18 protein-coding genes, 1 tRNA gene and 3 rRNA genes are annotated in these 24717 nt (G+C 45.4%); 14 read left to right on the top strand and 8 right to left on the bottom strand.

All coding sequences use genetic code 11. The annotated features are described in order from the left end of the window. The first annotated feature begins 195 nt into the window (after window positions 1-195). The 3 genes from SPUTW3181_RS21040 (at window position 196) to glmS (ending at window position 5146) form a co-directional block, all read left to right on the top strand. Complete coding sequence (locus tag SPUTW3181_RS21040) at window positions 196-2301, top strand: TonB-dependent receptor (RefSeq protein ID WP_011791273.1); 2106 nt, start codon at window positions 196-198, stop codon at window positions 2299-2301. Between the two features lie 200 nt (window positions 2302-2501). Beyond that, window positions 2502-3272: a DeoR/GlpR family DNA-binding transcription regulator gene (locus tag SPUTW3181_RS21035; RefSeq protein ID WP_011791272.1), complete on the top strand. Its 771-nt coding sequence runs from the start codon at window positions 2502-2504 to the stop codon at window positions 3270-3272. Between the two features lie 44 nt (window positions 3273-3316). Beyond that, window positions 3317-5146 carry a glutamine--fructose-6-phosphate transaminase (isomerizing) gene (glmS, locus tag SPUTW3181_RS21030; protein ID WP_011791271.1) on the top strand — a complete coding sequence of 610 codons (1830 nt, stop codon included), beginning with the start codon at window positions 3317-3319 and terminating at the stop codon, window positions 5144-5146. Between the two features lie 108 nt (window positions 5147-5254). Here glmS and SPUTW3181_RS21025 read toward each other — a convergent pair whose 3' ends face one another. From SPUTW3181_RS21025 to SPUTW3181_RS21015, 3 genes are all read right to left on the bottom strand, one after another. Further along, a complete protein-coding gene (locus SPUTW3181_RS21025) occupies window positions 5255-5458 on the bottom strand; it encodes a DUF2061 domain-containing protein (RefSeq protein ID WP_011791270.1) in 204 nt (67 codons plus the stop codon). 183 nt (window positions 5459-5641) lie between these two features. Continuing rightward, window positions 5642-6544 (bottom strand): 1,4-dihydroxy-2-naphthoyl-CoA synthase, encoded by a 903-nt coding sequence (locus SPUTW3181_RS21020; protein ID WP_011791269.1) that lies wholly within the window; start codon window positions 6542-6544, stop codon window positions 5642-5644. 118 nt (window positions 6545-6662) lie between these two features. Further along, window positions 6663-7013, bottom strand: coding sequence for a hypothetical protein (locus SPUTW3181_RS21015; RefSeq protein ID WP_011791268.1), 351 nt, complete (start codon window positions 7011-7013; stop codon window positions 6663-6665). Between the two features lie 91 nt (window positions 7014-7104). Here SPUTW3181_RS21015 and ccoG point away from each other — a divergent pair, with 91 nt between their 5' ends. The 7 genes from ccoG to SPUTW3181_RS20980 all read left to right on the top strand — a co-directional run bounded on the left by ccoG (window position 7105) and on the right by SPUTW3181_RS20980 (window position 15308). Next, window positions 7105-8532, top strand: coding sequence for a cytochrome c oxidase accessory protein CcoG (gene ccoG, locus SPUTW3181_RS21010; protein ID WP_011791267.1), 1428 nt, complete (start codon window positions 7105-7107; stop codon window positions 8530-8532). 601 nt (window positions 8533-9133) lie between these two features. Beyond that, window positions 9134-10676: ribosomal RNA gene (locus tag SPUTW3181_RS21005) — 16S ribosomal RNA — on the top strand. A 374-nt stretch (window positions 10677-11050) separates the two neighbouring features. Further along, a 23S ribosomal RNA gene (locus SPUTW3181_RS21000) occupies window positions 11051-13943 on the top strand. Window positions 13944-14117: 174 nt separating this feature from the next. Further along, window positions 14118-14233: ribosomal RNA gene (gene rrf, locus SPUTW3181_RS20995) — 5S ribosomal RNA — on the top strand. Together the 16S, 23S and 5S rRNA genes with 1 tRNA gene alongside form the textbook arrangement of a ribosomal RNA operon. 36 nt (window positions 14234-14269) lie before the next feature. Continuing rightward, a tRNA-Asp gene (locus SPUTW3181_RS20990) sits at window positions 14270-14346 on the top strand. Between the two features lie 229 nt (window positions 14347-14575). Further along, window positions 14576-14830: a YkgJ family cysteine cluster protein gene (locus SPUTW3181_RS20985; protein ID WP_011791266.1), complete on the top strand. Its 255-nt coding sequence runs from the start codon at window positions 14576-14578 to the stop codon at window positions 14828-14830. A 22-nt stretch (window positions 14831-14852) separates the two neighbouring features. Beyond that, on the top strand, window positions 14853-15308 hold the full coding sequence (locus SPUTW3181_RS20980; protein ID WP_011791265.1) for an Rrf2 family transcriptional regulator: 456 nt from the start codon (window positions 14853-14855) through the stop codon (window positions 15306-15308). On the opposite strand, the gene SPUTW3181_RS20975 is transcribed toward SPUTW3181_RS20980, so the two are convergent. From SPUTW3181_RS20975 to gpmM, 4 genes are read right to left on the bottom strand one after another with little or no spacing between them, the layout of a single operon-like run. Beyond that, entirely contained in the window at window positions 15294-16037 is a 744-nt protein-coding gene (locus tag SPUTW3181_RS20975; protein WP_011791264.1) for a divergent polysaccharide deacetylase family protein, read from the bottom strand. The two genes, SPUTW3181_RS20980 and SPUTW3181_RS20975, sit on opposite strands and share 15 nt — an antisense overlap. Window positions 16038-16046: 9 nt before the next feature. Beyond that, window positions 16047-17255, bottom strand: a complete 1209-nt coding sequence (locus SPUTW3181_RS20970) for a S41 family peptidase (RefSeq protein ID WP_011791263.1) — start codon at window positions 17253-17255, stop codon at window positions 16047-16049. Between the two features lie 29 nt (window positions 17256-17284). Continuing rightward, window positions 17285-18418, bottom strand: coding sequence for a murein hydrolase activator EnvC family protein (locus SPUTW3181_RS20965; protein ID WP_011791262.1), 1134 nt, complete (start codon window positions 18416-18418; stop codon window positions 17285-17287). Between the two features lie 10 nt (window positions 18419-18428). Continuing rightward, window positions 18429-19973, bottom strand: a complete 1545-nt coding sequence (gene gpmM / locus SPUTW3181_RS20960; RefSeq protein ID WP_011791261.1) for a 2,3-bisphosphoglycerate-independent phosphoglycerate mutase — start codon at window positions 19971-19973, stop codon at window positions 18429-18431. Between the two features lie 266 nt (window positions 19974-20239). On the opposite strand from gpmM, the gene SPUTW3181_RS20955 reads away from it, so the two are divergent. The 4 genes from SPUTW3181_RS20955 to SPUTW3181_RS20940 all read left to right on the top strand — a co-directional run bounded on the left by SPUTW3181_RS20955 (window position 20240) and on the right by SPUTW3181_RS20940 (window position 23928). Further along, window positions 20240-20674: a rhodanese-like domain-containing protein gene (locus SPUTW3181_RS20955; RefSeq protein WP_011791260.1), complete on the top strand. Its 435-nt coding sequence runs from the start codon at window positions 20240-20242 to the stop codon at window positions 20672-20674. Between the two features lie 258 nt (window positions 20675-20932). Continuing rightward, window positions 20933-21418, top strand: coding sequence for a protein-export chaperone SecB (secB, locus tag SPUTW3181_RS20950; RefSeq protein ID WP_011791259.1), 486 nt, complete (start codon window positions 20933-20935; stop codon window positions 21416-21418). Between the two features lie 4 nt (window positions 21419-21422). Continuing rightward, the gene (gpsA, locus tag SPUTW3181_RS20945; RefSeq protein WP_011791258.1) at window positions 21423-22439 is read left to right on the top strand and encodes an NAD(P)H-dependent glycerol-3-phosphate dehydrogenase; all 1017 of its coding nucleotides are present in this window, start codon (window positions 21423-21425) and stop codon (window positions 22437-22439) included. A 304-nt stretch (window positions 22440-22743) separates the two neighbouring features. Then, on the top strand, window positions 22744-23928 hold the full coding sequence (locus tag SPUTW3181_RS20940; RefSeq protein WP_011918276.1) for an NAD(P)/FAD-dependent oxidoreductase: 1185 nt from the start codon (window positions 22744-22746) through the stop codon (window positions 23926-23928). Between the two features lie 73 nt (window positions 23929-24001). Here the strand turns inward: SPUTW3181_RS20940 and SPUTW3181_RS20935 are convergent, their stop codons facing one another. Next, on the bottom strand, window positions 24002-24466 hold the full coding sequence (locus tag SPUTW3181_RS20935; protein WP_011791256.1) for a hypothetical protein: 465 nt from the start codon (window positions 24464-24466) through the stop codon (window positions 24002-24004). Window positions 24467-24717 lie beyond the last annotated feature (251 nt).

Raw genomic sequence — 24717 nt, 5'->3', positions numbered from 1 at the left:
ACCTTTTTATTAAGAAATGCTTAATAATTAAGGTTTGATTAACATTTGTATGTTATGTGCAACTTGTTAGTTTTTAAGCTAATTTGATCGGTATCACACTCAATTGTAAATTCACGTAAAGAAGATAAAATAAAAACACTTCTCATTTATATTGCCAGCAATTCTAAGACTAAAGATTTATTCGAGGTGTTGGCAATGGTATTTAAATATTCAATCGTAGGTCTTGCTGTTGGCGCAGCATTAATGGCTATGCCTGTTTTAGCTGATGATGCAACAGATGCCAATATTGAACGTATTAAAGTCACTGGCCGTACTTTTAACGACTATAAAGTGGGTTCTGCATCGGGTGCTATGCGTGGTGATATCAACTTAATGGATACTCCACAGTCCGTTAATGTTATCCCCGATTTTGTTACAGATGAACAGTTAGCCACTAACCTCGCTGAAGTCTTAGTCAACGACTCAAGCGTAACTGCTGGTACAACGCGTTGGAACCGCCAAGTCTTTAGTATCCGTGGTTTCGAGATTGATTCCGGTAATGGTTATCTTATCAATGGCCATCAGCAGTGGTCTCACTATGTACAACCTATTGAAACCCTACAGCAAGTTGAGGTGTTAAAAGGCCCTTCTAGCATGCTTTATGGTCAGTCTGGTCCTGGTGGTTTAGTGAATATGGTCACTAAAAAGCCTACCTATGACTCCATGTTGGATCTTGGTTTTGATACCGATGGCTACGGCTCAACCCGCGCACAATTAGACGCTGGTGGCAGCTTAAATGATGCTCAAAGTATTCGTTACCGTGGTGTGTTAGTGAAACAAGACACTAAATACTGGCGTGAGTATTCGACCACTGAAGAAAACCAAGAGCGTGACCGTTGGTTAGGTTACCTAAACCTAGAGTTTGATGTCAGCGACGATGTTACTCTGTCGGTTAAATACGATCATACCCAAGATAAAGCGGGTATTGATGCTGGTGGTTGGCTAGATGCTCAAGGTAATGTGATAGGTGGACGTAAAACCGTTTGGGATGCGCCATGGGCCTTTACTGATAATACTATTTCAAATTTAGGTGCCGATATTACTTGGCAAATGACTGACGATTGGAAAGTTAAAGTAGGTTATAACGATCAACAATTTGACCGTCAACGTTTCGATTCTGCGCCTGTTTATACGGCAGATCCTTTCACAAATGGTTATCGGATCAGCCCATTTGATCGTTACGATGATTGGCAACATAAAACGGCTTTTGTGGACTTTACAGGTGAGTTTTCTTTAGCAGGTATGGAGCATCAATTCCTTATTGGTGCTAACTACTTAGACTATTTCTACCAACAGCAAATTAAGCGTGGCACAGCACAAACCGTCATTCCTGGGCAAGTGGTGATTAAGCCAGAGCTTGATTACCATCAAGGAAACTTGAGTATTCCAAGTGAATACAAATATTACGGTTTCTATCTGCAGGATTTAATGACCTTAAATGAACAATGGAAATTGCTTGCTGGTGTGCGTTATGACGAGCAGAAGAAAGATGGTGTAGGCGGCAACAGTTATGCCGTATCGCCTAAGTTTGGGGTGATCTACTCACCAATGAGCAATGGTAGTATTTACGTTAACTATTCAAAAAGCTTCGCACCAAAAGGTTCTGTCACCAGTTCTGAAGATGTTAATGAAGGTGATAACCTTAAGCCTGAGTATGGAACTCAATATGAATTAGGGACTAAGTGGGAGTTATTTAATGATAGCTTACTATTAACTGCTGCTGTGTTTGATATTACGGTTTCAAACGTTGTCATTGAACTTGACAGCCCTATACCGAGTAAAAAAACAATGACAACCCAAGGTGGTGAGCAACATCACCGTGGCTTTGAAATTGGTGCCCAAGGTCAGTTAGGTGATAGCTGGTTTGTGACTTCATCTATGATGTATTTAGATGCGGAATATAATACTGGTGCAGGCAAAATCGGTGGCAAGAGCTTAGATGGTAAAACCCCTATTGATGCTCCTGAGTGGTCAGCCAATATTTGGACTCGCTATGAAGTGACAGACAACTTTGCGATGAACTTTGGTGCTATCTATGTCGGAGAGCGTTTTGCTGATGATGTAAATACTATCACCAAAGATGGCTATGTACGTTTTGATATCGGTGCGGCCTACACTATGGATATCATGGGTAAAGATGTGAGCCTTCGCGCCAACGTCAGAAACCTCTTTGATACTGAGTACCTAGACGGTGGCAGTGATAGAATGGTCACTATCGGCCAAGACCGTAACTTCAGTGTTGCTGTTGAAGCTAAGTTCTAAAATTTATTAGGTTTTTAATCCATTTAAAGCAGTTTATCCCTAAAGGATAAGCTGCTTTTTTATTGGCTTATTTCCAAGTTGACTAGCTAGACAGATAAAAAATTGCTCGGATCATGCAAAAGTGTGTTTCCCACGACTAGCAAAAAAGTTTCGTTTCACTATAATGTATCTTTCGAATCGAAACTTAACTGAAAGGTTTTATGAACAAACGAAACACACAGCAGCGTCGCCACAGTATAATCACCATATTGAACGAACAGGGTGAAGTAAGTGTCGATGAATTGTCGTTACGTTTTGAAACCTCAGAAGTGACGATTCGTAAGGATCTCGCCGCGCTTGAGAAAACGGGTTTATTATTGCGCCGTTACGGTGGCGCCGTGGCGATTCCAGACGAAGTCACTCAACAGTTCTCTGCCAAGATCGCGCCTAATAAACTTTCTATTGCGAAAACTGCCGCGCAGCTGATTAAAGATCACAATCGCATCATTATCGATAGTGGCACTACGACGTCAGGTTTGATTGAACAGTTGAACGATAAGCGTGGGCTGGTGGTGATGACGAATGCGCTGCACCTTGCCAATGCCATCCATGAACTCGAAAACGAGCCAACTTTATTGATGACCGGTGGGACTTGGGACCCGCATTCTGAATCCTTTCAAGGCCAAGTCGCCGAGCAAGTGCTGCGTTCCTATAACTTCGACCAACTGTTTATTGGTGCCGATGGTATCGATCTTGAACGCGGGACCACCACCTTTAACGAGTTAACAGGCCTAAGTAAAGTGATGGCCGAAGTTTCCCGCGAAGTGATCGTTATGGTCGATTCTGACAAAATCGGCAAGCGGATCCCTAACTTAGAGTTACCGTGGGCCAAGGTCAGTGTGTTGGTCACCGACTCACGTATCGACGAGAGTGCGCTCAAACAAATTTCAGATCAGGGCGTGCGAGTTATGTTAGCGCCCTACGCTCAATAGACAAAATAGCTTAACAACTTCATTTTAATTTATAGGTAAAGACTATGTGTGGAATCGTAGGCGCCGTGGCGCAAAGGGATGTGGCTGAAATTCTGGTAGAAGGCTTACGCCGTTTAGAATATCGCGGATATGACTCTGCAGGTGTTGCGGTTATTCACAATGGTGAACTCAACCGTACGCGCCGCGTTGGCAAAGTACAAGAGTTGTCGGCTGCGCTTGAAACTGACCCATTAGCGGGCGGAACTGGTATCGCGCACACTCGTTGGGCGACCCACGGTGAGCCGAGTGAGCGTAATGCTCATCCGCATTTATCGGAAGGTGATATTGCCGTGGTGCACAACGGTATTATCGAAAACCACAATAAACTGCGCGAAATGCTTAAAGGTTTAGGTTACAACTTTAGTTCAGATACCGATACCGAAGTGATTTGTCACTTAGTGCACCATGAGCTGAAAACCCATAGCACTCTGCTTGGTGCTGTACAAGCCACAGTTAAACAACTCGAAGGCGCCTATGGCACAGTCGTTATTGACCGTCGTGACAGTGATCGTATGGTTGTGGCTCGCTCTGGTAGTCCATTGGTGATTGGTTTTGGTTTAGGTGAAAACTTTGTCGCTTCAGATCAACTTGCCTTATTACCCGTCACTCGCTCATTTGCTTTCCTAGAAGAAGGTGATGTGGCCGAAGTGACCCGTCGCAGCGTGAGTATTTTCGACTTAAACGGTAATGCCGTTGAGCGTGAAGTCAAAGAATCTGAAATTACCCACGATGCCGGTGACAAAGGCGAATATCGCCACTATATGCTTAAAGAAATTTACGAGCAGCCATTGGCACTGACGCGCACAATTGAAGGTCGTATTGCTAATAAGCAAGTGCTAGACACGGCTTTTGGTGACAACGCTGCTGAGTTTTTAAAAGATATCAAACATGTGCAAATCATCGCCTGTGGTACTAGTTACCATGCGGGCATGGCGGCACGTTACTGGTTAGAAGATTGGGCAGGTGTGTCTTGTAACGTCGAAATTGCCTCTGAATTCCGTTATCGCAAGTCGCATTTATTCCCAAATAGCCTGTTGGTGACGATTTCACAATCGGGTGAAACTGCCGATACCTTAGCGGCCATGCGCTTAGCGAAAGAAATGGGTTACAAAGCCACATTGACGATTTGTAATGCGCCAGGTTCATCACTGGTTCGCGAATCTGACATGGCTTACATGATGAAAGCGGGCGCCGAGATTGGCGTGGCATCGACTAAAGCCTTCACAGTACAACTTGCTGGCTTATTAATGTTGACTGCGGTGATCGGTCGCCACAATGGTATGTCTGATCAAATGCAAGCCCAAATCACTCAAAGCCTACAATCTGTGCCAGCAAAAGTGGAACAAGCTTTAGGTTTAGATGCTGCTATTGCAGAATTGGCTGAAGATTTTGCCGATAAACACCATGCATTATTCCTCGGCCGTGGCGATCAATATCCGATTGCGATGGAAGGCGCGTTAAAGTTGAAAGAGATTTCTTATATTCATGCTGAAGCTTATGCCTCTGGCGAATTAAAACACGGCCCACTAGCGCTTATCGATGCCGATATGCCAGTGATTGTCGTTGCGCCAAACAATGAATTGCTCGAAAAACTGAAATCGAATGTTGAAGAAGTGCGTGCCCGTGGCGGCTTAATGTATGTGTTTGCCGATGTGGATGCCGAGTTTGAGTCGGATGATACGATGAAAGTGATCCCTGTGCCACACTGTGACATCTTTATGGCGCCACTGATCTACACTATTCCTTTGCAGCTATTGTCGTACCATGTTGCATTAATCAAAGGTACCGACGTGGATCAACCACGTAACTTGGCAAAATCTGTAACAGTAGAATAAATAGAGATATTTAAATGAAAACCGCCTTTATTGGCGGTTTTTTTATATAGAGTTCACGACAAAATGACGATAACTTACAGTAATAGCAAATGCTGGTGACTTAGCTTGCTATGCTGGAATGGTTTCTAGCTCGTGCTGCTTTTTTGCCTCAATGCGTTTCCACACTTTGTCATGGAAGTAAAATACAACAGTGTTAACCGCGGGTTCTACTAAGGCCACTGCGCCACCGACGAGCACACTGCCAGTTAATAAATAGGTTACGGTAAAAGCGACGCTAAAATGCAGTACGGCAAACGTGAGTGTCTTAGTCATGATCTTGTCCTCTAAATAGGCTCCCAGCGGGAATATTTAGATGATAACAATTCTCATTAAAAATAAAAGCTGTGTTTTCAGATTAGTTTAAACGGTTTTATCTATTTATCCGTTGTAAAAAACATAAAGCCCTCACGATGGAGGGCTTTGAGCATTTAAACGTAAATTAATACGATTCTAAAATTAGTAGTGCCAAGGGAAGGCTGAAAAATCTTGATCGCGTTTTTCGAGGAAGGCATCACGCCCTTCCTGTGCTTCGGCGCTCGCATAGGCTAAACGCGTTGCTTCACCGGCAAATAATTGCTGACCAACCATACCATCATCGGTCATGTTAAAGCCGTATTTAAGCATACGCATAGCCGTAGGTGATTTAGAATTAATCTCTTTCGCCCACATCAATGCTTCGGTTTCTAGCTCGGCGTGGGGGACGGACTTATTGACCATCCCCATGGCAAAGGCTTCATCGGCACTGTAGTTAAAACCGCAGAAGAAGATTTCTCTGGCGCGTTTTTGGCCGATCATCTTGGCGAGATAAGCACTGCCATAACCTGAGTCGAAGCTCGCAACATCGGGATCGGTTTGTTTAAATATTGCATGTTCTTTCGAGGCTAAGGTTAAGTCGCACACTACGTGTAAACTATGGCCGCCACCCACCGCCCAACCTGGCACAACGGCGATGACCACTTTAGGCATAAAGCGGATAAGGCGTTGCACTTCTAATATATGTAAGCGGCCCATTCTGGCTTGATCGGCTTTACCTTCTTCGGCGCCTTCATATTTATAGCCATCTTTGCCGCGAATACGTTGATCGCCACCGGAAGAAAAGGAATATTGACCTTTAGCAGAGGGACCATTGCCTGTGAGTAATACACAACCTACATCAGACCATTGACGTGCATGGTCGAGTGCAATGTAAAGCTCATCGACGGTTTTGGGCCTAAAGGCATTAAGGCATTCGGGACGATTGATAGCAATACGCACTGTGCCGTGTGCTTTGGCTCTGTGGTAGGTAATGTCGTCAAAATTAAATCCACTGACTTCATCCCATAAAGTGGGATCAAAAATGTCTGATACTTGTTGGGTCATGGTACTTGGCCTATGTCTGTCGGGTCTCAAAGGCTAGGTGGAATCATATAAGGTCAATCAACTAAGCATAAAGCTTAGTGTTATATGGCAAAATTCCCTTTTAACCCGAGGAAAGTGATTAGAGATGATCGCAAATATAAAGCAGATTGTCTCGGCTGAAAACAGGATGTTCTGGTGCTTTTGTACCACAGTAGGTTTTCTTAAAGTCTGCTATGGCGTCTGGGGTGAAGGGTATTTTGTTAAACTCTTCAAGTTCAGGCGCCGATAAGCGCTCTACGATTTCCTTTCTCGCTTTTGCTAATTGTTGATCGATTTTAATGATTTGTGTCCCAGAGATGGATTGCGCTTTATTCTTCACGTCTTTAATTATCGTTTGTACCTCTGCAATTGGTGCATCTAATTTGTCTGTTTCTGTGTAGAGGTAATATAATGCGCCTGCAAGTAATGCGAGTATGATCCAACCTTTCATCTTTTAGTCCAACATAAGTGAATAACCATTAATTATATGGGTATAATAAGCCCGTTTTCGTCCAATATTAAAGCAGTAAAAGGCTGTCAAGATGAGCACAGAATCTAATAACAAGGACTATTCGAAAACCAATCGAATTAAGATTCACCAGCCAGATGCGAGTAAAGCTGATCGCTTTAACCCTCGCAACCGGATTTATGTCCGAGCCATCGACGGATTGTGGACTTCTTTGCGCCGCCGTATGGGGTGGGTTGCAATGTTATTCTTCCTGATACTCCCGTGGATCCCGTGGGGAAATCGCCAAGCCGTATGGTTTAACTTAGGTGAGCAAAAGTTCCACGTATTCGGCTTAACCATTTGGCCTCAGGATCTTACCTTACTCGCCGCCCTCTTTATGATAGCTGCTTTTGCTCTTTTCTTTGTGACAACTTACCTTGGCCGAGTTTGGTGTGGTTATACATGCCCCCAGACAGTATGGACTTTTATGTTCATTTGGTTTGAGGAAAAACTCGAGGGTGCGCGTAATAAGCGTATAAAGCTCGATCAAATGCCATGGAGTTTCGATAAAATTTGGCGAAAAGTGGCTAAACATACAGCTTGGATACTGCTTTCTTTCGTCACTGCGATGACCTTTGTGTCTTATTTTGTACCGAGCCGCGAGGTTTATCTCGACGTATTTACCCTTAACGCTTCTGGTGGCATCTATTTCTGGGTCGTGTTTTTTACACTTGCCACCTACGGGAATGCTGGCTGGATGCGTGAAATCATGTGTATTCACATGTGTCCATATGCTCGTTTCCAAGCCGCTATGTTTGATAAGAATACATTTATTGTTGGTTACGATACTAAACGTGGTGAAACTCGTGGCCCGCGTTCACGTAAAGCCGATCCGAAAGAAATAGGCTTAGGCGACTGTATTGATTGCGATCTCTGTGTGCAGGTGTGCCCAACAGGAATCGATATTCGTAATGGTTTACAGTATGAATGTATTAACTGTGGTGCTTGTATCGATGCTTGTGATCAAACGATGGAGCGTATGGGTTATCCATTAGGACTTATTAGTTACACCACGGAAAACAAGCTTGAAGGTATAAAAGAGAAAGTACTAAGGCCCAAGTTAATCGGATACGGTGTTGTGCTGGTGGTTATGATACTGGTATTCATCTATGCCAGTGCAACTATTGCGCCTGTGCGTATGGATATTATCCGTGATCGTAATCAGCTATATAGAGAAAATAACCAAGGGCTGATTGAAAATACATTCACCCTTAAGATCCTCAACAAAACGGAAGAAGCACACGAATACACTATGAGTGTCGAAGGCTTAAACAACTATAAATGGTATGGCCCAAACTCAGTTACCATTGCGGCGGGCGAGGTATTTACATTACCTATTAGCGTTGGAGTCGACCCAGTAGAGTTAGCTCGTTCAGTGACGAATATTGAAATTAAAGTGAAAACGCATATTAACGGTGAAGAAGTAGAAGTTAAGCAAGAATCTCGTTTCTTCAGCCCTTAGTATCCATTGTTCATTCTTGATGTATTAGATAGTTGAGTTTCGTTACATCAGGAAATAAACCTTAAAAAGGGACTTTATAGTCCCTTTTTTATTCGCTTCGTTCGATAAATAGCCGTCTAAACGCCTTGTTGCCATTTTATTTTAAAAAGCACTTGCAGAAAAAGTTTCGCTGCCTATAATGCGCATCCACTGACACGGCAGACAGCGTTAAGCAGCCTGATGTGACAGTTCATTGATGAGTTTACTGATTGATGAGCGAAAAGAAAGTTTGCAAAAACTCCTTGACGCGAAACGGGAAATGCGTAAAATACGCAGCCCTAGCCAGCTGGAAGCGTTCGGCGCTCAGTGTGGTACTCACCTTCTCTTACGAGGTTGAGTTGCTCTTTAACAAGATAAAACAAGAAATCTGTGTGGACACTCACAGGTGTTGAGTTAATCGAAACTGCTTAACCTTCGGGTTGGCAGTCAAAAATTTAAATCAATGTAATAATGAGTGTTCATAGCAATATGTACATAATTTTGATTTCGCTTTTTTAAAAGCGGAAACAAATGACAGAATTCATTGAGCCGCTGAAGTCGCAAGACGGAAGCAACAAAACTTTAATTGAAGAGTTTGATCATGGCTCAGATTGAACGCTGGCGGCAGGCCTAACACATGCAAGTCGAGCGGCAGCACAAGGGAGTTTACTTCTGAGGTGGCGAGCGGCGGACGGGTGAGTAATGCCTAGGGATCTGCCCAGTCGAGGGGGATAACAGTTGGAAACGACTGCTAATACCGCATACGCCCTACGGGGGAAAGGAGGGGACCTTCGGGCCTTCCGCGATTGGATGAACCTAGGTGGGATTAGCTAGTTGGTGAGGTAATGGCTCACCAAGGCGACGATCCCTAGCTGTTCTGAGAGGATGATCAGCCACACTGGGACTGAGACACGGCCCAGACTCCTACGGGAGGCAGCAGTGGGGAATATTGCACAATGGGGGAAACCCTGATGCAGCCATGCCGCGTGTGTGAAGAAGGCCTTCGGGTTGTAAAGCACTTTCAGTAGGGAGGAAAGGGTAAGGTTTAATACGCCTTATCTGTGACGTTACCTACAGAAGAAGGACCGGCTAACTCCGTGCCAGCAGCCGCGGTAATACGGAGGGTCCGAGCGTTAATCGGAATTACTGGGCGTAAAGCGTGCGCAGGCGGTTTGTTAAGCGAGATGTGAAAGCCCTGGGCTCAACCTAGGAATAGCATTTCGAACTGGCGAACTAGAGTCTTGTAGAGGGGGGTAGAATTCCAGGTGTAGCGGTGAAATGCGTAGAGATCTGGAGGAATACCGGTGGCGAAGGCGGCCCCCTGGACAAAGACTGACGCTCATGCACGAAAGCGTGGGGAGCAAACAGGATTAGATACCCTGGTAGTCCACGCCGTAAACGATGTCTACTCGGAGTTTGGTGTCTTGAACACTGGGCTCTCAAGCTAACGCATTAAGTAGACCGCCTGGGGAGTACGGCCGCAAGGTTAAAACTCAAATGAATTGACGGGGGCCCGCACAAGCGGTGGAGCATGTGGTTTAATTCGATGCAACGCGAAGAACCTTACCTACTCTTGACATCCACAGAACTTTCCAGAGATGGATTGGTGCCTTCGGGAACTGTGAGACAGGTGCTGCATGGCTGTCGTCAGCTCGTGTTGTGAAATGTTGGGTTAAGTCCCGCAACGAGCGCAACCCCTATCCTTATTTGCCAGCACGTAATGGTGGGAACTCTAGGGAGACTGCCGGTGATAAACCGGAGGAAGGTGGGGACGACGTCAAGTCATCATGGCCCTTACGAGTAGGGCTACACACGTGCTACAATGGCGAGTACAGAGGGTTGCAAAGCCGCGAGGTGGAGCTAATCTCACAAAGCTCGTCGTAGTCCGGATTGGAGTCTGCAACTCGACTCCATGAAGTCGGAATCGCTAGTAATCGTGGATCAGAATGCCACGGTGAATACGTTCCCGGGCCTTGTACACACCGCCCGTCACACCATGGGAGTGGGCTGCAAAAGAAGTGGGTAGCTTAACCTTCGGGGGGGCGCTCACCACTTTGTGGTTCATGACTGGGGTGAAGTCGTAACAAGGTAGCCCTAGGGGAACCTGGGGCTGGATCACCTCCTTACCTATACGACTAGCTCGATGCTTGGTCGAAAAATGCTCCTGCATTTTCGACATTCGGTACATCCGTGTACCTTTTGAGTGTTCACACAGATTGCTTGTTTATCCTGTCTTAGGACGGGTAGAGCGAAACATCCCTCTAGCAGGTCGATGTAGTTCTTTAACAATTTGGAAAGCTGATAGTAATTAATGGCATGAGTCTGTCATGTGATTAATTACAAAAAGTTTAATGCGAAAGCATTGAACATTGAGTTCTCAAACACTTTATTAAGTGTCTTGAATATTCAAGTCTAAGGCGCGTCCACTTCTTTGGTCAGAAGTGAGACAAGTAAAACCAGCTGGTCGCAACAATTCAAGTGAAACTCATTTGGGTTGTATGGTTAAGCGACTAAGCGTATACGGTGGATGCCTTGGCAGTCAGAGGCGATGAAGGACGTAGTAACTTGCGAAAAGCGTTGGCGAGCTAGTAACAAGCATTTGAGCTAACGATGTCCGAATGGGGGAACCCGGCCGCATAAGCGGTCATCATGTAGTGAATACATAGCTACATGAGGCGAACGAGGGGAACTGAAACATCTAAGTACCCTTAGGAAAAGAAATCAACCGAGATTCCCCTAGTAGCGGCGAGCGAACGGGGATTAGCCCTTAAGTCTATGGGGTGTTAGTGGAATGGTCTGGAAAGTCCAGCGGCACAGGGTGATAGCCCCGTACACGAAAACTAACCGTAGATGAAAACGAGTAAGGCGGGACACGTGACATCCTGTTTGAATATGGGGGGACCATCCTCCAAGGCTAAATACTCCTGACTGACCGATAGTGAACCAGTACCGTGAGGGAAAGGCGAAAAGAACCCCTGTGAGGGGAGTGAAATAGAACCTGAAACCGTATACGTACAAGCAGTGGGAGCGGTCCTTGAGACCGTGACTGCGTACCTTTTGTATAATGGGTCAGCGACTTACATTTTGTAGCGAGGTTAAGCGAATAGCGGAGCCGTAGGGAAACCGAGTGTTAACTGCGCGTTTAGTTGCAAGGTGTAGACCCGAAACCCGGTGATCTAGCCATGGGCAGGTTGAAGGTTGAGTAACATCAACTGGAGGACCGAACCGACTAATGTTGAAAAATTAGCGGATGACTTGTGGCTGGGGGTGAAAGGCCAATCAAACCGGGAGATATCTGGTTCTCCTCGAAAGCTATTTAGGTAGCGCCTCGAGCGAATACCATTGGGGGTAGAGCACTGTTAAGGCTAGGGGGTCATCCCGACTTACCAACCCTTTGCAAACTCCGAATACCAATGAGTACTACTCGGGAGACAGACGGCGGGTGCTAACGTCCGTCGTCAAAAGGGAAACAACCCAGACCGTCAGCTAAGGTCCCAAAGTGTATGTTAAGTGGGAAACGATGTGGGAAGGCTTAGACAGCTAGGATGTTGGCTTAGAAGCAGCCATCATTTAAAGAAAGCGTAATAGCTCACTAGTCGAGTCGGCCTGCGCGGAAGATGTAACGGGGCTAAACATACCACCGAAGCTACGGGTGCAGCCCATTAGGGTTGCGCGGTAGAGGAGCGTTCTGTAAGCCGTTGAAGGTGAAGGGGTAACCCACGCTGGAGGTATCAGAAGTGCGAATGCTGACATGAGTAACGATAAAGGGGGTGAAAAACCCCCTCGCCGAAAGACCAAGGGTTCCTGTCCAACGTTAATCGGGGCAGGGTGAGTCGACCCCTAAGGTGAGGCCGAAAGGCGTAATCGATGGGAAACAGATTAATATTTCTGTACTTCCGCTAACTGCGATGGAGAGACGGAGAAGGCTAGGCTAGCGCGGCGTTGGTAGTCCGCGTTTAAGGTGGTAGGTGGGTGACTTAGGCAAATCCGGGTTGCTATACACTGAGAGCTGATGACGAGGTCCTAAGGGACTGAAGTAGTTGATGCCATGCTTCCAGGAAAATCTTCTAAGCTTCAGGTTAGTGGGAATCGTACCCCAAACCGACACAGGTGGTCGGGTAGAGAATACCAAGGCGCTTGAGAGAACTCGGCTGAAGGAACTAGGCAAAATGGTACCGTAACTTCGGGAGAAGGTACGCTCCTGTTGGTGATGAGACTTGCTCTCTAAGCTGACGGGAGTCGCAGATACCAGGTGGCTGCAACTGTTTATCAAAAACACAGCACTGTGCAAACTCGCAAGAGGAAGTATACGGTGTGACGCCTGCCCGGTGCCGGAAGGTTAATTGATTGGGTTATCGCAAGAGAAGCTCATGATCGAAGCCCCGGTAAACGGCGGCCGTAACTATAACGGTCCTAAGGTAGCGAAATTCCTTGTCGGGTAAGTTCCGACCTGCACGAATGGCGTAATGATGGCCACGCTGTCTCCAGCCGAGACTCAGTGAAGTTGAAATTGCGGTGAAGATGCCGTATACCCGCGGCTAGACGGAAAGACCCCGTGAACCTTTACTATAGCTTGGCACTGAACATTGAACCTACATGTGTAGGATAGGTGGGAGACTATGAAGTTGGGACGCTAGTCCTGATGGAGTCGTCCTTGAAATACCACCCTTGTAGTTTTGATGTTCTAACCTAGACCCCTAATCGGGGTTAGGGACAGTGCCTGGTGGGTAGTTTGACTGGGGCGGTCTCCTCCCAAAGAGTAACGGAGGAGCACGAAGGTTGGCTAAGTACGGTCGGACATCGTACGGTTAGTGCAATGGCATAAGCCAGCTTAACTGCGAGACATACACGTCGAGCAGGTACGAAAGTAGGTCATAGTGATCCGGTGGTTCTGAATGGAAGGGCCATCGCTCAACGGATAAAAGGTACTCCGGGGATAACAGGCTGATACCGCCCAAGAGTTCATATCGACGGCGGTGTTTGGCACCTCGATGTCGGCTCATCACATCCTGGGGCTGAAGTCGGTCCCAAGGGTATGGCTGTTCGCCATTTAAAGTGGTACGCGAGCTGGGTTCAGAACGTCGTGAGACAGTTCGGTCCCTATCTGCCGTGGGCGTTGGATGATTGAGGGGAGTTGCTCCTAGTACGAGAGGACCGGAGTGAACGAACCGCTGGTGTTCGGGTTGTCATGCCAATGGCATTGCCCGGTAGCTACGTTCGGAATCGATAACCGCTGAAAGCATCTAAGCGGGAAGCGAGCCCCAAGATGAGTCATCCCTTGGACTATAAGTCCACTAAAGAGCCGTTCGAGACTAGGACGTTGATAGGCATGGTGTGTAAGCGTTGTGAGGCGTTGAGCTAACATGTACTAATGACTCGAGAGGCTTAACCATACAACCCAGATGGGTTTTACAAAGAAGCCTTAGACAGAATATAAACACTTAATGAAGTGTGGACTCAAAAAACAATCAGTTTTCCGAATTATTAAATAAGATAAGAGCAGGTTTTAGTTCCTAGAATCTAGCAGCACGCAGTGCGCTCTCGAGTCTTGTTTAAAACCAAATATGCTTGGTGACAATAGCATTGTGGAACCACCTGATCCCATCCCGAACTCAGAAGTGAAACGCAATCGCGCCGATGGTAGTGTGGGGTCTCCCCATGTGAGAGTAGGTCATCGCCAAGCGCCTAATTTAGGTTAACGTGCAAACGTTAAGCTAAAGGAGCGGTAGTTCAGTTGGTTAGAATACCGGCCTGTCACGCCGGGGGTCGCGGGTTCGAGTCCCGTCCGCTCCGCCAACATTAAGAGATAAGCCTCATCGAAAGATGAGGCTTTTTTCGTTTTGCTAATATGACTCTACAATCTTTTTATCTAGGATTGTGTAGTCGGCCATTTGAGCCAATTATTAACATGGTTTCTTTCACTAATAGAATGGCTCTTGTGCGCGACTTGGCAGTATTGAGTTGTAACACTTATCTCGGACAAATTAAGCGGTATAATCCCTTATGTCTTTCATGAGTAACAAAAATGAATTGTCGTCTTGGTTGTGGTGCTTGCTGTATTGCACCTTCAATTAGCAGTGTTATTCCGGGTATGCCTAATGGCAAAGCTGCAGGAGAGCGCTGTGTTCAACTCAGTGATGATAATTTATGTTTGATTTTCGGCTCACCAGCTCGTCCCGCCGTTTGTAGTGATTTTGATGCATCTCTGGATGCATGTGGTAATACAAATGAAGAGGCGTTTTGGTTGATCACTAACCTTGAATCTCAGACTTCTCATTAGGTTTATCGCTGACAGGTGAATTATGCAGTTAACACGCTATACCGATTTTGGCGTTCGTACACTTATGTATTTGGCTGTCCAGCCCGATAGGACGACGCTGTTTAGAATTGCTGAAATTACCCAGGTATTTGATTTATCACCTAATCATGTTTCTAAAATTGTGCATCATCTCGGTAAGCTAGGCTATTTAGAAACCATTCGAGGAAAAATGGGTGGCTTTCGTCTCGGCAAGCCAGCTTGCGAGATCAACTTAGGCCAATTAGTGCGAGTTCTTGAAAATTCATTAGCACCAATTGACTGTAGTAAACCTTACTGCCGGTTTACACCAGCCTGTAAGCTTAAAGGCGTCTTGGCGCATGCGGTTGATGCTTATTTAAATGTGCTCGATCAATATAGTTTGCAAGATATAGTCAGTAATCGTGATGAGCTGTTAGTTTTGCTGCCGGATTTGTCTATTTCTGTTTTACAGTTGGATTAGTCTATTTTCCTGAGCTATATCAATAGGCAATAAATCTGATACGGGTACCAGATCTATTCCTTCTGCTTCAAGTAGTGGTAAATTCGCTTGTAAGAAGCGAATGGTTTCAGGATACGGATGAGCTATTACCACTAGACTTCCTTGCATGTGTGCATTGCTAATCATGAGATTAAATTGCTTTTCAAGGGCTTTTTTACTGACGTTGTTATCGAGAAAGAGTTGGCGTTTCAAACTTGGGATACCTAATTGATCTGCTTTCTCTCCCGCTTTAGAAAATGGTGTAGTCATACTATCCACAAAATACAGTTGATTTTGCTTTAGGCATTCCATAACCCAAAGCATGTGTGAATCGAGTTGTGTTAATAAACTCCCCATATGGTTATTTGCACCCTTAGCAAAAGGGATATTCGCAATCGCACTCGATACGTTAGCGCGGATCTCTGCTTCATCCATACCCTTGGTTAAGCCTCCGGGACCTAATGCTTTACCGTTAATAGCTTGCATAGGTAAATGCAGCATTATTTCATGCCCTTTACTGTGACCCACTTTTGCGAGATTTTCACCTAGAGGCGTATGAGGTAACACTGAAAGAGTTACTGTGTGAGGCAGTGACAATACTGCTTCATCTGTTTGACGATAACCTATGTCATCGATGATCAGTGCAATTTTAGCCGCGTAAGATGGCGCAACATATAAGATGAAGACAATAAAGATATAAAATAAACGCACTGTTTCTGCTTATTCGTCATGGTGTTGTATCCAAGCTATAGCAGAGTTGACTATATAGTCATGGGCAACATCGCTTGGAGTTGAGTTGGCGTCGATTATAGCCATATTCTCTTTGTTTGAGCTAGTTTCGGGGTTGACTTTCACATCTGGTACTATGCCAATCTCGTGGATATTTCCACCTTTTGGCGTGTTGTATTGGGCTATTGTCAGTTTTACAGCGTTGCCATCGTTTAGTATTGGGATCAAACTTTGGACGGTTCCTTTACCAAAACTGGTTTCACCTAATAGCTTAGCGCGACCATTTTCTTGCAATGCGGCTGCAAGCACTTCGGCTGCAGAGGCTGAACCTTTGTTGATCAACACTAATATTGGCACTTTGTTGAACATTGTTTGAGGTGAAGCGTAGTAGTCTGAATTCGCATCAAAAAATCGCCCAGAAGTTGAGACGATACGGCCCTTAGCGAGGAAGATATCCGCAATTTTTATTGCTTGGTCGAGTAGCCCTCCGGGATTATTACGCAAATCGAGAATAAGCCCTGTCAACTCTGTGCTTTGCCATTGGCTTAGTGAATGCAACACATCTTTGGTGGAGTTTTCTTGAAAGCTACTGAGTCTAATGTAGCCAATATTGCCTTTTAGCAGTGTGCTACTCACAGATTGCATAGTGATCATGCTAGGTCTGAGTGAAACCTTAAACTCTGTACTATCGTTTAGATGTTTTAGTGTTAAATCAATCGGTTGATTACGTAGGCTGTGCTGTTTTATTTCTGCAAGAATATCGGAGAGATTCGCTTCAGTTGATAGAGTATTATTGAGTTTGATAATAGTGTCCCCAGCTCTTATCCCCGCTTTTTCTGCGGGGGAATTAGCGAAGGGCGCTATGATACTGATCTGATTTTTATTGCTGGCGACTTCAAACCCAAAACCAAAGTACTCACCTCGGTTGGCATCTTTTAAATCGAGGAATTCTTGGTGATTTAAAAAGCTAGAGTAAGGATCTAAATGTTCAAAAATTCCCTTGATGGCCGCTTGGACCAATTCTTCCTTTGAAACGGTTTTAACATAATAAGTTTCAACTGTTTCAATAACATCCTGCAGCAATGGATAGTCAAAATTATTTAAAGAAGATTTTGTATTCTCTTTACTGGATAGGCTAATAGACAGGCCTAGTACTAGGCCTAATCCAACACAACCAATGTCGCGGAACACATGTTTCATAGCCGCCCCCTATTGTTAGGGCTGCCATGTTAGCGACAGTATTTCGCTGGATCGACGGCTTGCCCTTTATGCCTTATTTCAAAGTATAGGCCAGGCTCGGTTTGTCCACCCGAACGTCCGACTAAAGCAATTGCGTCGCCACTTTTTACCATGTCACCAGGGCTTTTTAGTAGTGTTTGTGCATGGCCGTAAAGACTCATATAGCCCTTACCGTGGTCGATGACCATCACCATACCAAACCCCTTTAACCAATCGGCATAGATGACTTTTCCTCCTGAAATTGCATGTATATTTTGTCCTTCAGGTGCCGATAGCATAGTGCCTTTCCACACTACTTGCCCTGAACGTGGGCTGCCAAAGCTGGCACTGACTCGGCCTTTGGTCGGCCATTTCAGCTTACCTCCCTGTTTGCCAAAACCTTCCATTGATGGACTGTCTTTCATGGCACGTAGTGCTTGTTCTACCACGCGTTTTAAGCTGGCTTCCTCAATTTGTAGTTGTTCAAGTTCAGCGCCCTTAGTGTTGAGGGTACGTTGCAATTCATTGAGGGTGAGTTGGCGCTGACTTTGTTCCTGGCTTAAGCGCTTAGACTGAACTTGTTGCTCTGCTATCAACTTAGTGAGCTGCTGCTGTTTACTGATCTGTGAAGCCTTGATGTCATCAAGCTCGGTAAGAGTCTGTTTTAATTCGTTTATCGACTTCATTCGAGCTTTGTTCAGGTATTGATAATAAGCCAGCATTCGCTCAATAGTGGCAGGACTTTGTTGATTTAGCATCATCTTGGTGTAATCGTGATTGCCAGCTAAATAGGCGCTAGAAAGCTGTTTTGAAAGTGTTTTTTGCTGGCTAATTTTCAGTGTTTCTAACTCATCTTGGCGTTGTTTTAGCTCTGCGAGTTTATTGTCTATTTGTTTTAAACTATTTTTTGTGTTGTTTACTTTTTTTGCCGCGGCAGCAATGGCTTCTTCATCACTTCGCAGTAATGAAAGTAATTTTTCTCGTTGTTTACTGGTGCTTTTTAGTGCGCTTTGTTGTTGGTTTATTTGCGCTTGGATTGATTTCAACTCGGACTGACGCTTCTGTAAGTCAGAAGCGTTGGCCGAGAAAGATAACATCATAAAGCCAGCAATAATGCTGGCTTTCACAAGGAGTCGAGTACTCACTAGGTAACAATTACTCTTTAATGTGGATTAAGGGTTTGCCCTTCATCTCTGCAGGAATAGTTTCACCAATTAACTGCAAGATGGTCGGTGCGACATCGCTGAGTTTACCACCTTTATCTATAGTCGCATCGCGTCCAACAAAGATAAAAGGCACCAGTTCACTGGTGTGGGCAGTATGGGCTTGACCTGTGGTTTCGTCAGTCATTTGCTCTGCGTTACCGTGGTCGGCGGTAATAATACATTCACCACCCACTTTAGCCAGTGCTTCGACAACGCGGCCAATACAAGTATCAACCGCTTCACAGGCTTTGACTGCGGCATCGAAGTTACCCGTGTGGCCAACCATATCGCCATTGGGGTAGTTACAGATGATCACATCGTATTTTGTTGATTCAATTGCTGCAACTAACTTATCAGTCAGCTCGGTTGAACTCATCTCTGGTTGTAGATCGTAAGTTGCCACTTTAGGTGAATTGATTAGGATGCGATCTTCGCCCTCAAATGGTTCTTCTTTACCGCCGTTGAAGAAGAAAGTGACATGGGCATACTTTTCTGTTTCAGAGATCCGTAGCTGTGTACGACCACGATTTTGCAGTACTTCACCTAAAGTATTCACTAAGTTTTCGGATGGATAAGCGATAGGTGCCGTTATGTCGCCAGCGTACTCAGTGAGGGTGACAAAGTGCATTTTAGGCACAACTGCGCGTTCGAAACCATCAAAGTCTGGGTGAATAAAGCTACGGGTAATTTGGCGGGCGCGGTCAGCGCGGAAGTTCATAAATATTAGTGCGTCGCCATCCTGTAGTGTTGCTACTTTACCATCGACATCGGTAATGGCCGATGAAGACACAAACTCGTCGTTTTCATCACGGGCATATGCGGCTTCTAACGCCGTCACAGCGTTATCGTATTGGAATTTAGCCTTACCTTGGGTGATTAACTCATAGGCTTGGGATACACGATCCCAACGGTTATCACGGTCCATTGCAAAGTAACGGCCTATGATTGATGCGACACGGCCATGGCCTAATGTAGTAAACAGATCATCAAAATGACTCAAGCTAGCTTTAGCGCTACGGGGTGGTGTGTCACGGCCATCTAAGAACGCGTGTAAATAGACCTTGGTTGCACCGCGTGCAACGGCCATGCGGCACATGGCTTCGATATGCTCTTCATGGCTATGTACACCACCGGGAGAAAGTAAGCCCATAATGTGTACCGCGCCGCCAGCATTAATTGCCGAATCAACGGCATCGCATAGGGCTGGGTTTGTCTCAAACTCATGGTCGCTAATCGCTTTACTGATGCGAGTAAGCTCTTGATAGACAATGCGGCCAGAGCCTAAATTGATATGGCCTACTTCAGAGTTGCCCATTTGACCATCGGGCAAACCTACATCTAAGCCTGAGCCAGAAATCAAACCGTGGGGATATTGAGCGTTGAGTCGGTCGAGCACTGGTGTTTTGGCGTGAAAAATCGCGTTCATGTGCGTGTTTTCACGGTAGCCCCAGCCATCGAGGATCAACAGCGCGATCGGACGTTTAGTTGTCGTCATGGTGATACCTTTAAGTTTTGAAGAAGCGGTAGAAATCTGAAATTGGTTAAATATTACTACGTAAGCAGGGTACGAAAAAGCGCTTTACCTAGATTAAGGTCATCGAATCGTTAATTAGGCAGAATATTGGCGAATGGTCGGATAATCGCTTTGCTACAAGGTTCAAACTGTGTTCTCTAACTGTGACTAAACTGCTGCAATCTGCCAAGGCAATGGGTATACTCTGTGCCCTTATTGAATTTTCGCCATTTATACGGGCTGTAATCATGCAAGAATATATCGAATTTTTTAAAGCTCACTCTATGTTAAGTCTTGCTTGGGTGGGATTATTTGTTGTACTCGTGATAAGTGTCATCAAATCGAGCTTCTCGAAAATCAAAAATATTAGTCATCAAGAGTTAACCATTATGGTGAACAGACAGGATGCCAAAGTGGTTGATGTGCGTTCAAGCGATGAGTTCCGTAAGGGCCATATTGTTGATGCACTTAACGTTACGCTCGCGGATATCAAAAATAATCAGACTTCGGCACTTGAAAAGTTTAAAGCCAGTCCCATTATACTTGTATGCAATGCTGGCATGACCTCGTCTCAAGCGGCTCAGCTTTTAAGTAAACAGGGTTTTGAAAATCTGTATAACTTAAAAGGTGGTATGGGTGAATGGCAGGCAGCTAATATGCCTGTTTCAAAAAGCAAAAGATAAGTTGTCGGCGGCAGTTATGATTTGTGCTACAAAGGCCATCTTGCCATGGTAGCAATAGGAGTCATCATTGTTTGGCATACTGATCCTGTGGTCGCTAAGGGCTTAAATTAAGTTTTGAAAGATGCACTTTAGGGTTAAATATTGGGATGGCACTGGGATCTAAGATTGGCCTTAAGTCGCAAAGCCCGAGCTAAATAGACATATAAGCCAGCCTTCAACGAAAAGCTGGCATAACATTGATAGGATAGGTAGGAAATTATGGCTGAAGTAGCAAACAACGAACAACAAGCCCCACAATTCAACATCCAACGTGTTTACACTAAAGATGTGTCTTTTGAAACACCTAACAGCCCAGCGGTATTCCAAAAAGAATGGAATCCAGAAGTGAAGTTAGATTTAGATACACGCAGTGCTAAATTAGCCGATGATGTGTATGAAGTGGTTCTGTCTTTGACTGTAACTGCACAAAATGGCGGTGAAACCGCATTCCTGTGTGAAGTACAACAGGCGGGTATCTTCTCTATTTCTGGTTTAACTGAGCCACAATTGGCGCACTCCTTAGGTGCATATTGCCCTAATATTCTATTCCCATATGCTCGCGAAGCGGTAGGCAGCTTAGTAGGTCGTGGTACTTTCCCACAACTGAACCTTGCACCTGTAAACTTTGATGCTTTGTTCGCGCAATATGTGCAACAACGTCAAGCCGCTGCGACTGCCCCTGCAGCCGAAGAAGCAAACGCTTAATTACATGAAAAACTCTGCCGATATCACGGTATTAGGGGCGGGTTCATATGGCACCGCCCTTGCCATTTCTTTAGCCAGCAATGGTCATAAGACCTTGTTGTGGGGACACGATCCTGTCCACATGCAAACGCTCGCACAAGACAAGTGCAACCAAGCTTTTTTGCCTGATATTGCGTTTCCAGACTGTTTACAGATCGAAGCCGATTTAGCCAAAGCCTTAGCCGCCAGTAACAATGTGTTAGTGGTCGTGCCAAGCCATGTGTTTGGTACTGTGCTTGAGCAAGCGAAACCGTTATTGCGTAGCGATGCGCGTATCGTGTGGGCAACTAAAGGACTTGAGCCTGAAACGGGACGTTTACTGCAAGATGTAGCCCGTGATGTATTGGGCGAACAATATCCGCTAGCGGTATTATCTGGGCCAACCTTTGCTAAAGAACTTGCTATGGGTTTACCTACGGCGATTTCGGTTGCAGGAACCTGTCCACAGTTTACTGAAGATTTAGTGGAATTGCTGCACAGCCCAAAACGCTTGCGGGTTTACGCCAATGATGATTTTACGGGGTTGCAACTTGGCGGCGCGGTAAAGAACGTGATCGCCATTGGTGCAGGTATGTCTGACGGCATTGGCTTTGGTGCTAATGCTAGAACGGCCTTAATCACCCGTGGTCTAGTCGAACTAACGCGCTTAGGCGAAGCCCTAGGCGCCAGCACAGCTACTTTTATGGGCATGGCTGGGTTAGGCGACTTAGTGTTGACCTGTACCGACAACCAATCCCGTAACCGCCGCTTTGGTTTAGCCTTAGGTAAAGGCTGTGATGTGATGACTGCACAGGCTGAGATCGGCCAAGTGGTTGAAGGTTATCGCAATACCAAAGAAGTGTTTACTCTGGCGAAACGCCTTGGTGTTGAAATGCCGATCACTGAGCAGATTTACCAAGTTTTGTATCAAGGTAAATCACCGGTTGATGCCGCAAAAGAACTGCTCGGCAGAGAGAAAAAATCAGAAACGCCAACCCAGTAAGTGTATTTATTACGAGGTAATAGCGGTTCGTCGAAAGGGTGCTAAAATAGCGCCCTTTTTTATGCTCGGACTTCTGGTGTGCAAGATGTATCCCCGGTCACCAGGGTCCTTGATGTTCCCGACATCAGACGGGCATTTCCTCCATCCTTGGAGGTCAGATGGTGAAAGAGGGGATTTGTGTCTAACGTTTGAGCTTATCTTTGCTCCGTTTAGCTGTTGCATGACTTGCTTGCTAAAGGTTCGCGAGTCATCAAATTGCCCGTTGGCAGCCAATACCAATCAATTTTCTGTGTGGAGTAAGAGCGTGAAACATCATGATGTGATTATTATCGGAGCCGGCGCCGCAGGATTAATGTGTGCTGCAACAGCGGGTTACCGAGGCCGTGATGTACTCGTACTCGATAACGCCAAGCAAGCGGGGCGTAAAATCCTCATTAGCGGTGGCGGCCGTTGTAACTTCACTAACCTTAAAGTTGAGCCCGCTAACTTTATCTGTAGCAATCCGCACTTTGTAAAATCGGCACTTGCGCGTTATCCCTCACAGCAGTTTATCGAACTGGTTGAGCGCCACGGCATTGAATACCACGAGCGCGATCATGGCCAGCTATTCTGTAATGACTCGGCCAAAGAAATTGTCACTATGCTGCTGACTGAATGCGAATGGGCTGGTGTGAGTATAAAGCTGCGCACCGATATTCTGGCCGTTAAAAAGACCGAAGTTGGGCGCTTTGAGCTTAACACTTCTAATGGCGAGTTAAGTTGCGATTCATTGGTGGTTGCTACTGGCGGCTTATCTATGCCCAAACTCGGCGCCACGCCTTATGGTTATCAACTGGCCGAGCAATTTGGCCTCAAAGTATTACCAACCCACGCAGGGCTAGTACCTTTTACCTGGCACAGTGAAGATAAAATTCGTTTCGAGCCCTTATCGGGCATAGCCGTACCTAGCCGCATTACCGCCAAAGACGGCACTAGCTTTAGTGAAGCTCTGCTATTCACCCATCGCGGCTTATCTGGCCCCGCGATTTTGCAGATTTCCAACTATTGGAAAGCGGGCGAAACCATAGAAATCAATCTATTACCCAATATGGATTTGGCGCAGACGCTAGAGCAACAATTGGCTGCACATCCAAAGCAGAGTCTGCGTAATACCTTAAGCCAGTGGTTACCTAAGCGGCTGGTGGAAGTATTATTCGATGAGGCGTTATTAAACAAAGCGTTAAATCAGCTTGTGCATGCAGAGCGCGCTAAGCTGGTCGACGATCTGCACCGCTGGACAGTATTAATGAATGGCACCGAAGGCTACCGCACCGCCGAAGTGACGTTAGGCGGTGTGGATACCCATGAACTATCCTCCAAAACCATGGAAGCTAGCAAAGTGCCTGGACTCTACTTTATCGGTGAAGTGATGGATGTAAGTGGTTGGTTAGGTGGGTTTAATTTCCAATGGTCTTGGGCCTCCGGCGTCGCAGCAGGGCAAGTAGTGTAAAAATCAGCTTTCTCGGCTTGTGACAAAAACAGAGCAATTTAGGGCTAATGGAAAAGTCTGGTATTTATGTGCGTTATTGACTCACAGGAATATGGTATGTTGTAAAATACCTACCAGCAAGCTCGGTTTTATGAACTTTCATCGCTATTTTGTTGAGTGTTTTATAAGCAGGTCTACTGTCAAGTAGATGAAATATGACTTCTTTATGTCCTAGTTCTCTCGCCCAACAAATCAGCGTTTTGAAAATAGATATACCAAACCCCCAAAATCTCTTAGCGATAACAATCGCTAATTCAAAGCCATTATCATCTGGTTGAATTCCGCACCAACCAGCTAACATCCCATCTATATAAACGGCACGTATACGACAACCATTTGTTGCATCGAGCTTAATTTTATCCTCCATCCATACTCTAACGCTGGTGGCATCAAAATATGGATGTTCTATCAGATGTATTCTTAGAGAGTCTTCATTGATAATAGATATGAAATCTTCAGGCTTTACTTGATCAAAAAATAGATATTCAATTTTACTCATGTTGTGATACTTCCTACCTACCTCGGTTTCACTTGATAGGTAAACTTAACCTATCAGCTTCTGGCATGATTTGATTTTGGCATATGGCGATATTGGCCCATTTTTCTTTTGTTATTCCACTATTGGGCCTGTGTAAAGGAGCTCACTATCAGTGCTTAAGCATATAGTGAGCACTCCTATTTTCACAATGTAATGGTTTGTTGATACATCAACATTATTGTTCTGTATTCTTTTACTCAGTCAAGAAGGTT

Origin of the sequence: Shewanella sp. W3-18-1 (assembly GCF_000015185.1) — a bacterium.
GTDB classification, from domain to species: Bacteria; Pseudomonadota; Gammaproteobacteria; order Enterobacterales; family Shewanellaceae; genus Shewanella; species Shewanella putrefaciens.
The sequence above is the reverse complement of the archived record's forward strand: the minus strand, read 5'-3'. Positions and strand labels throughout refer to the sequence as shown.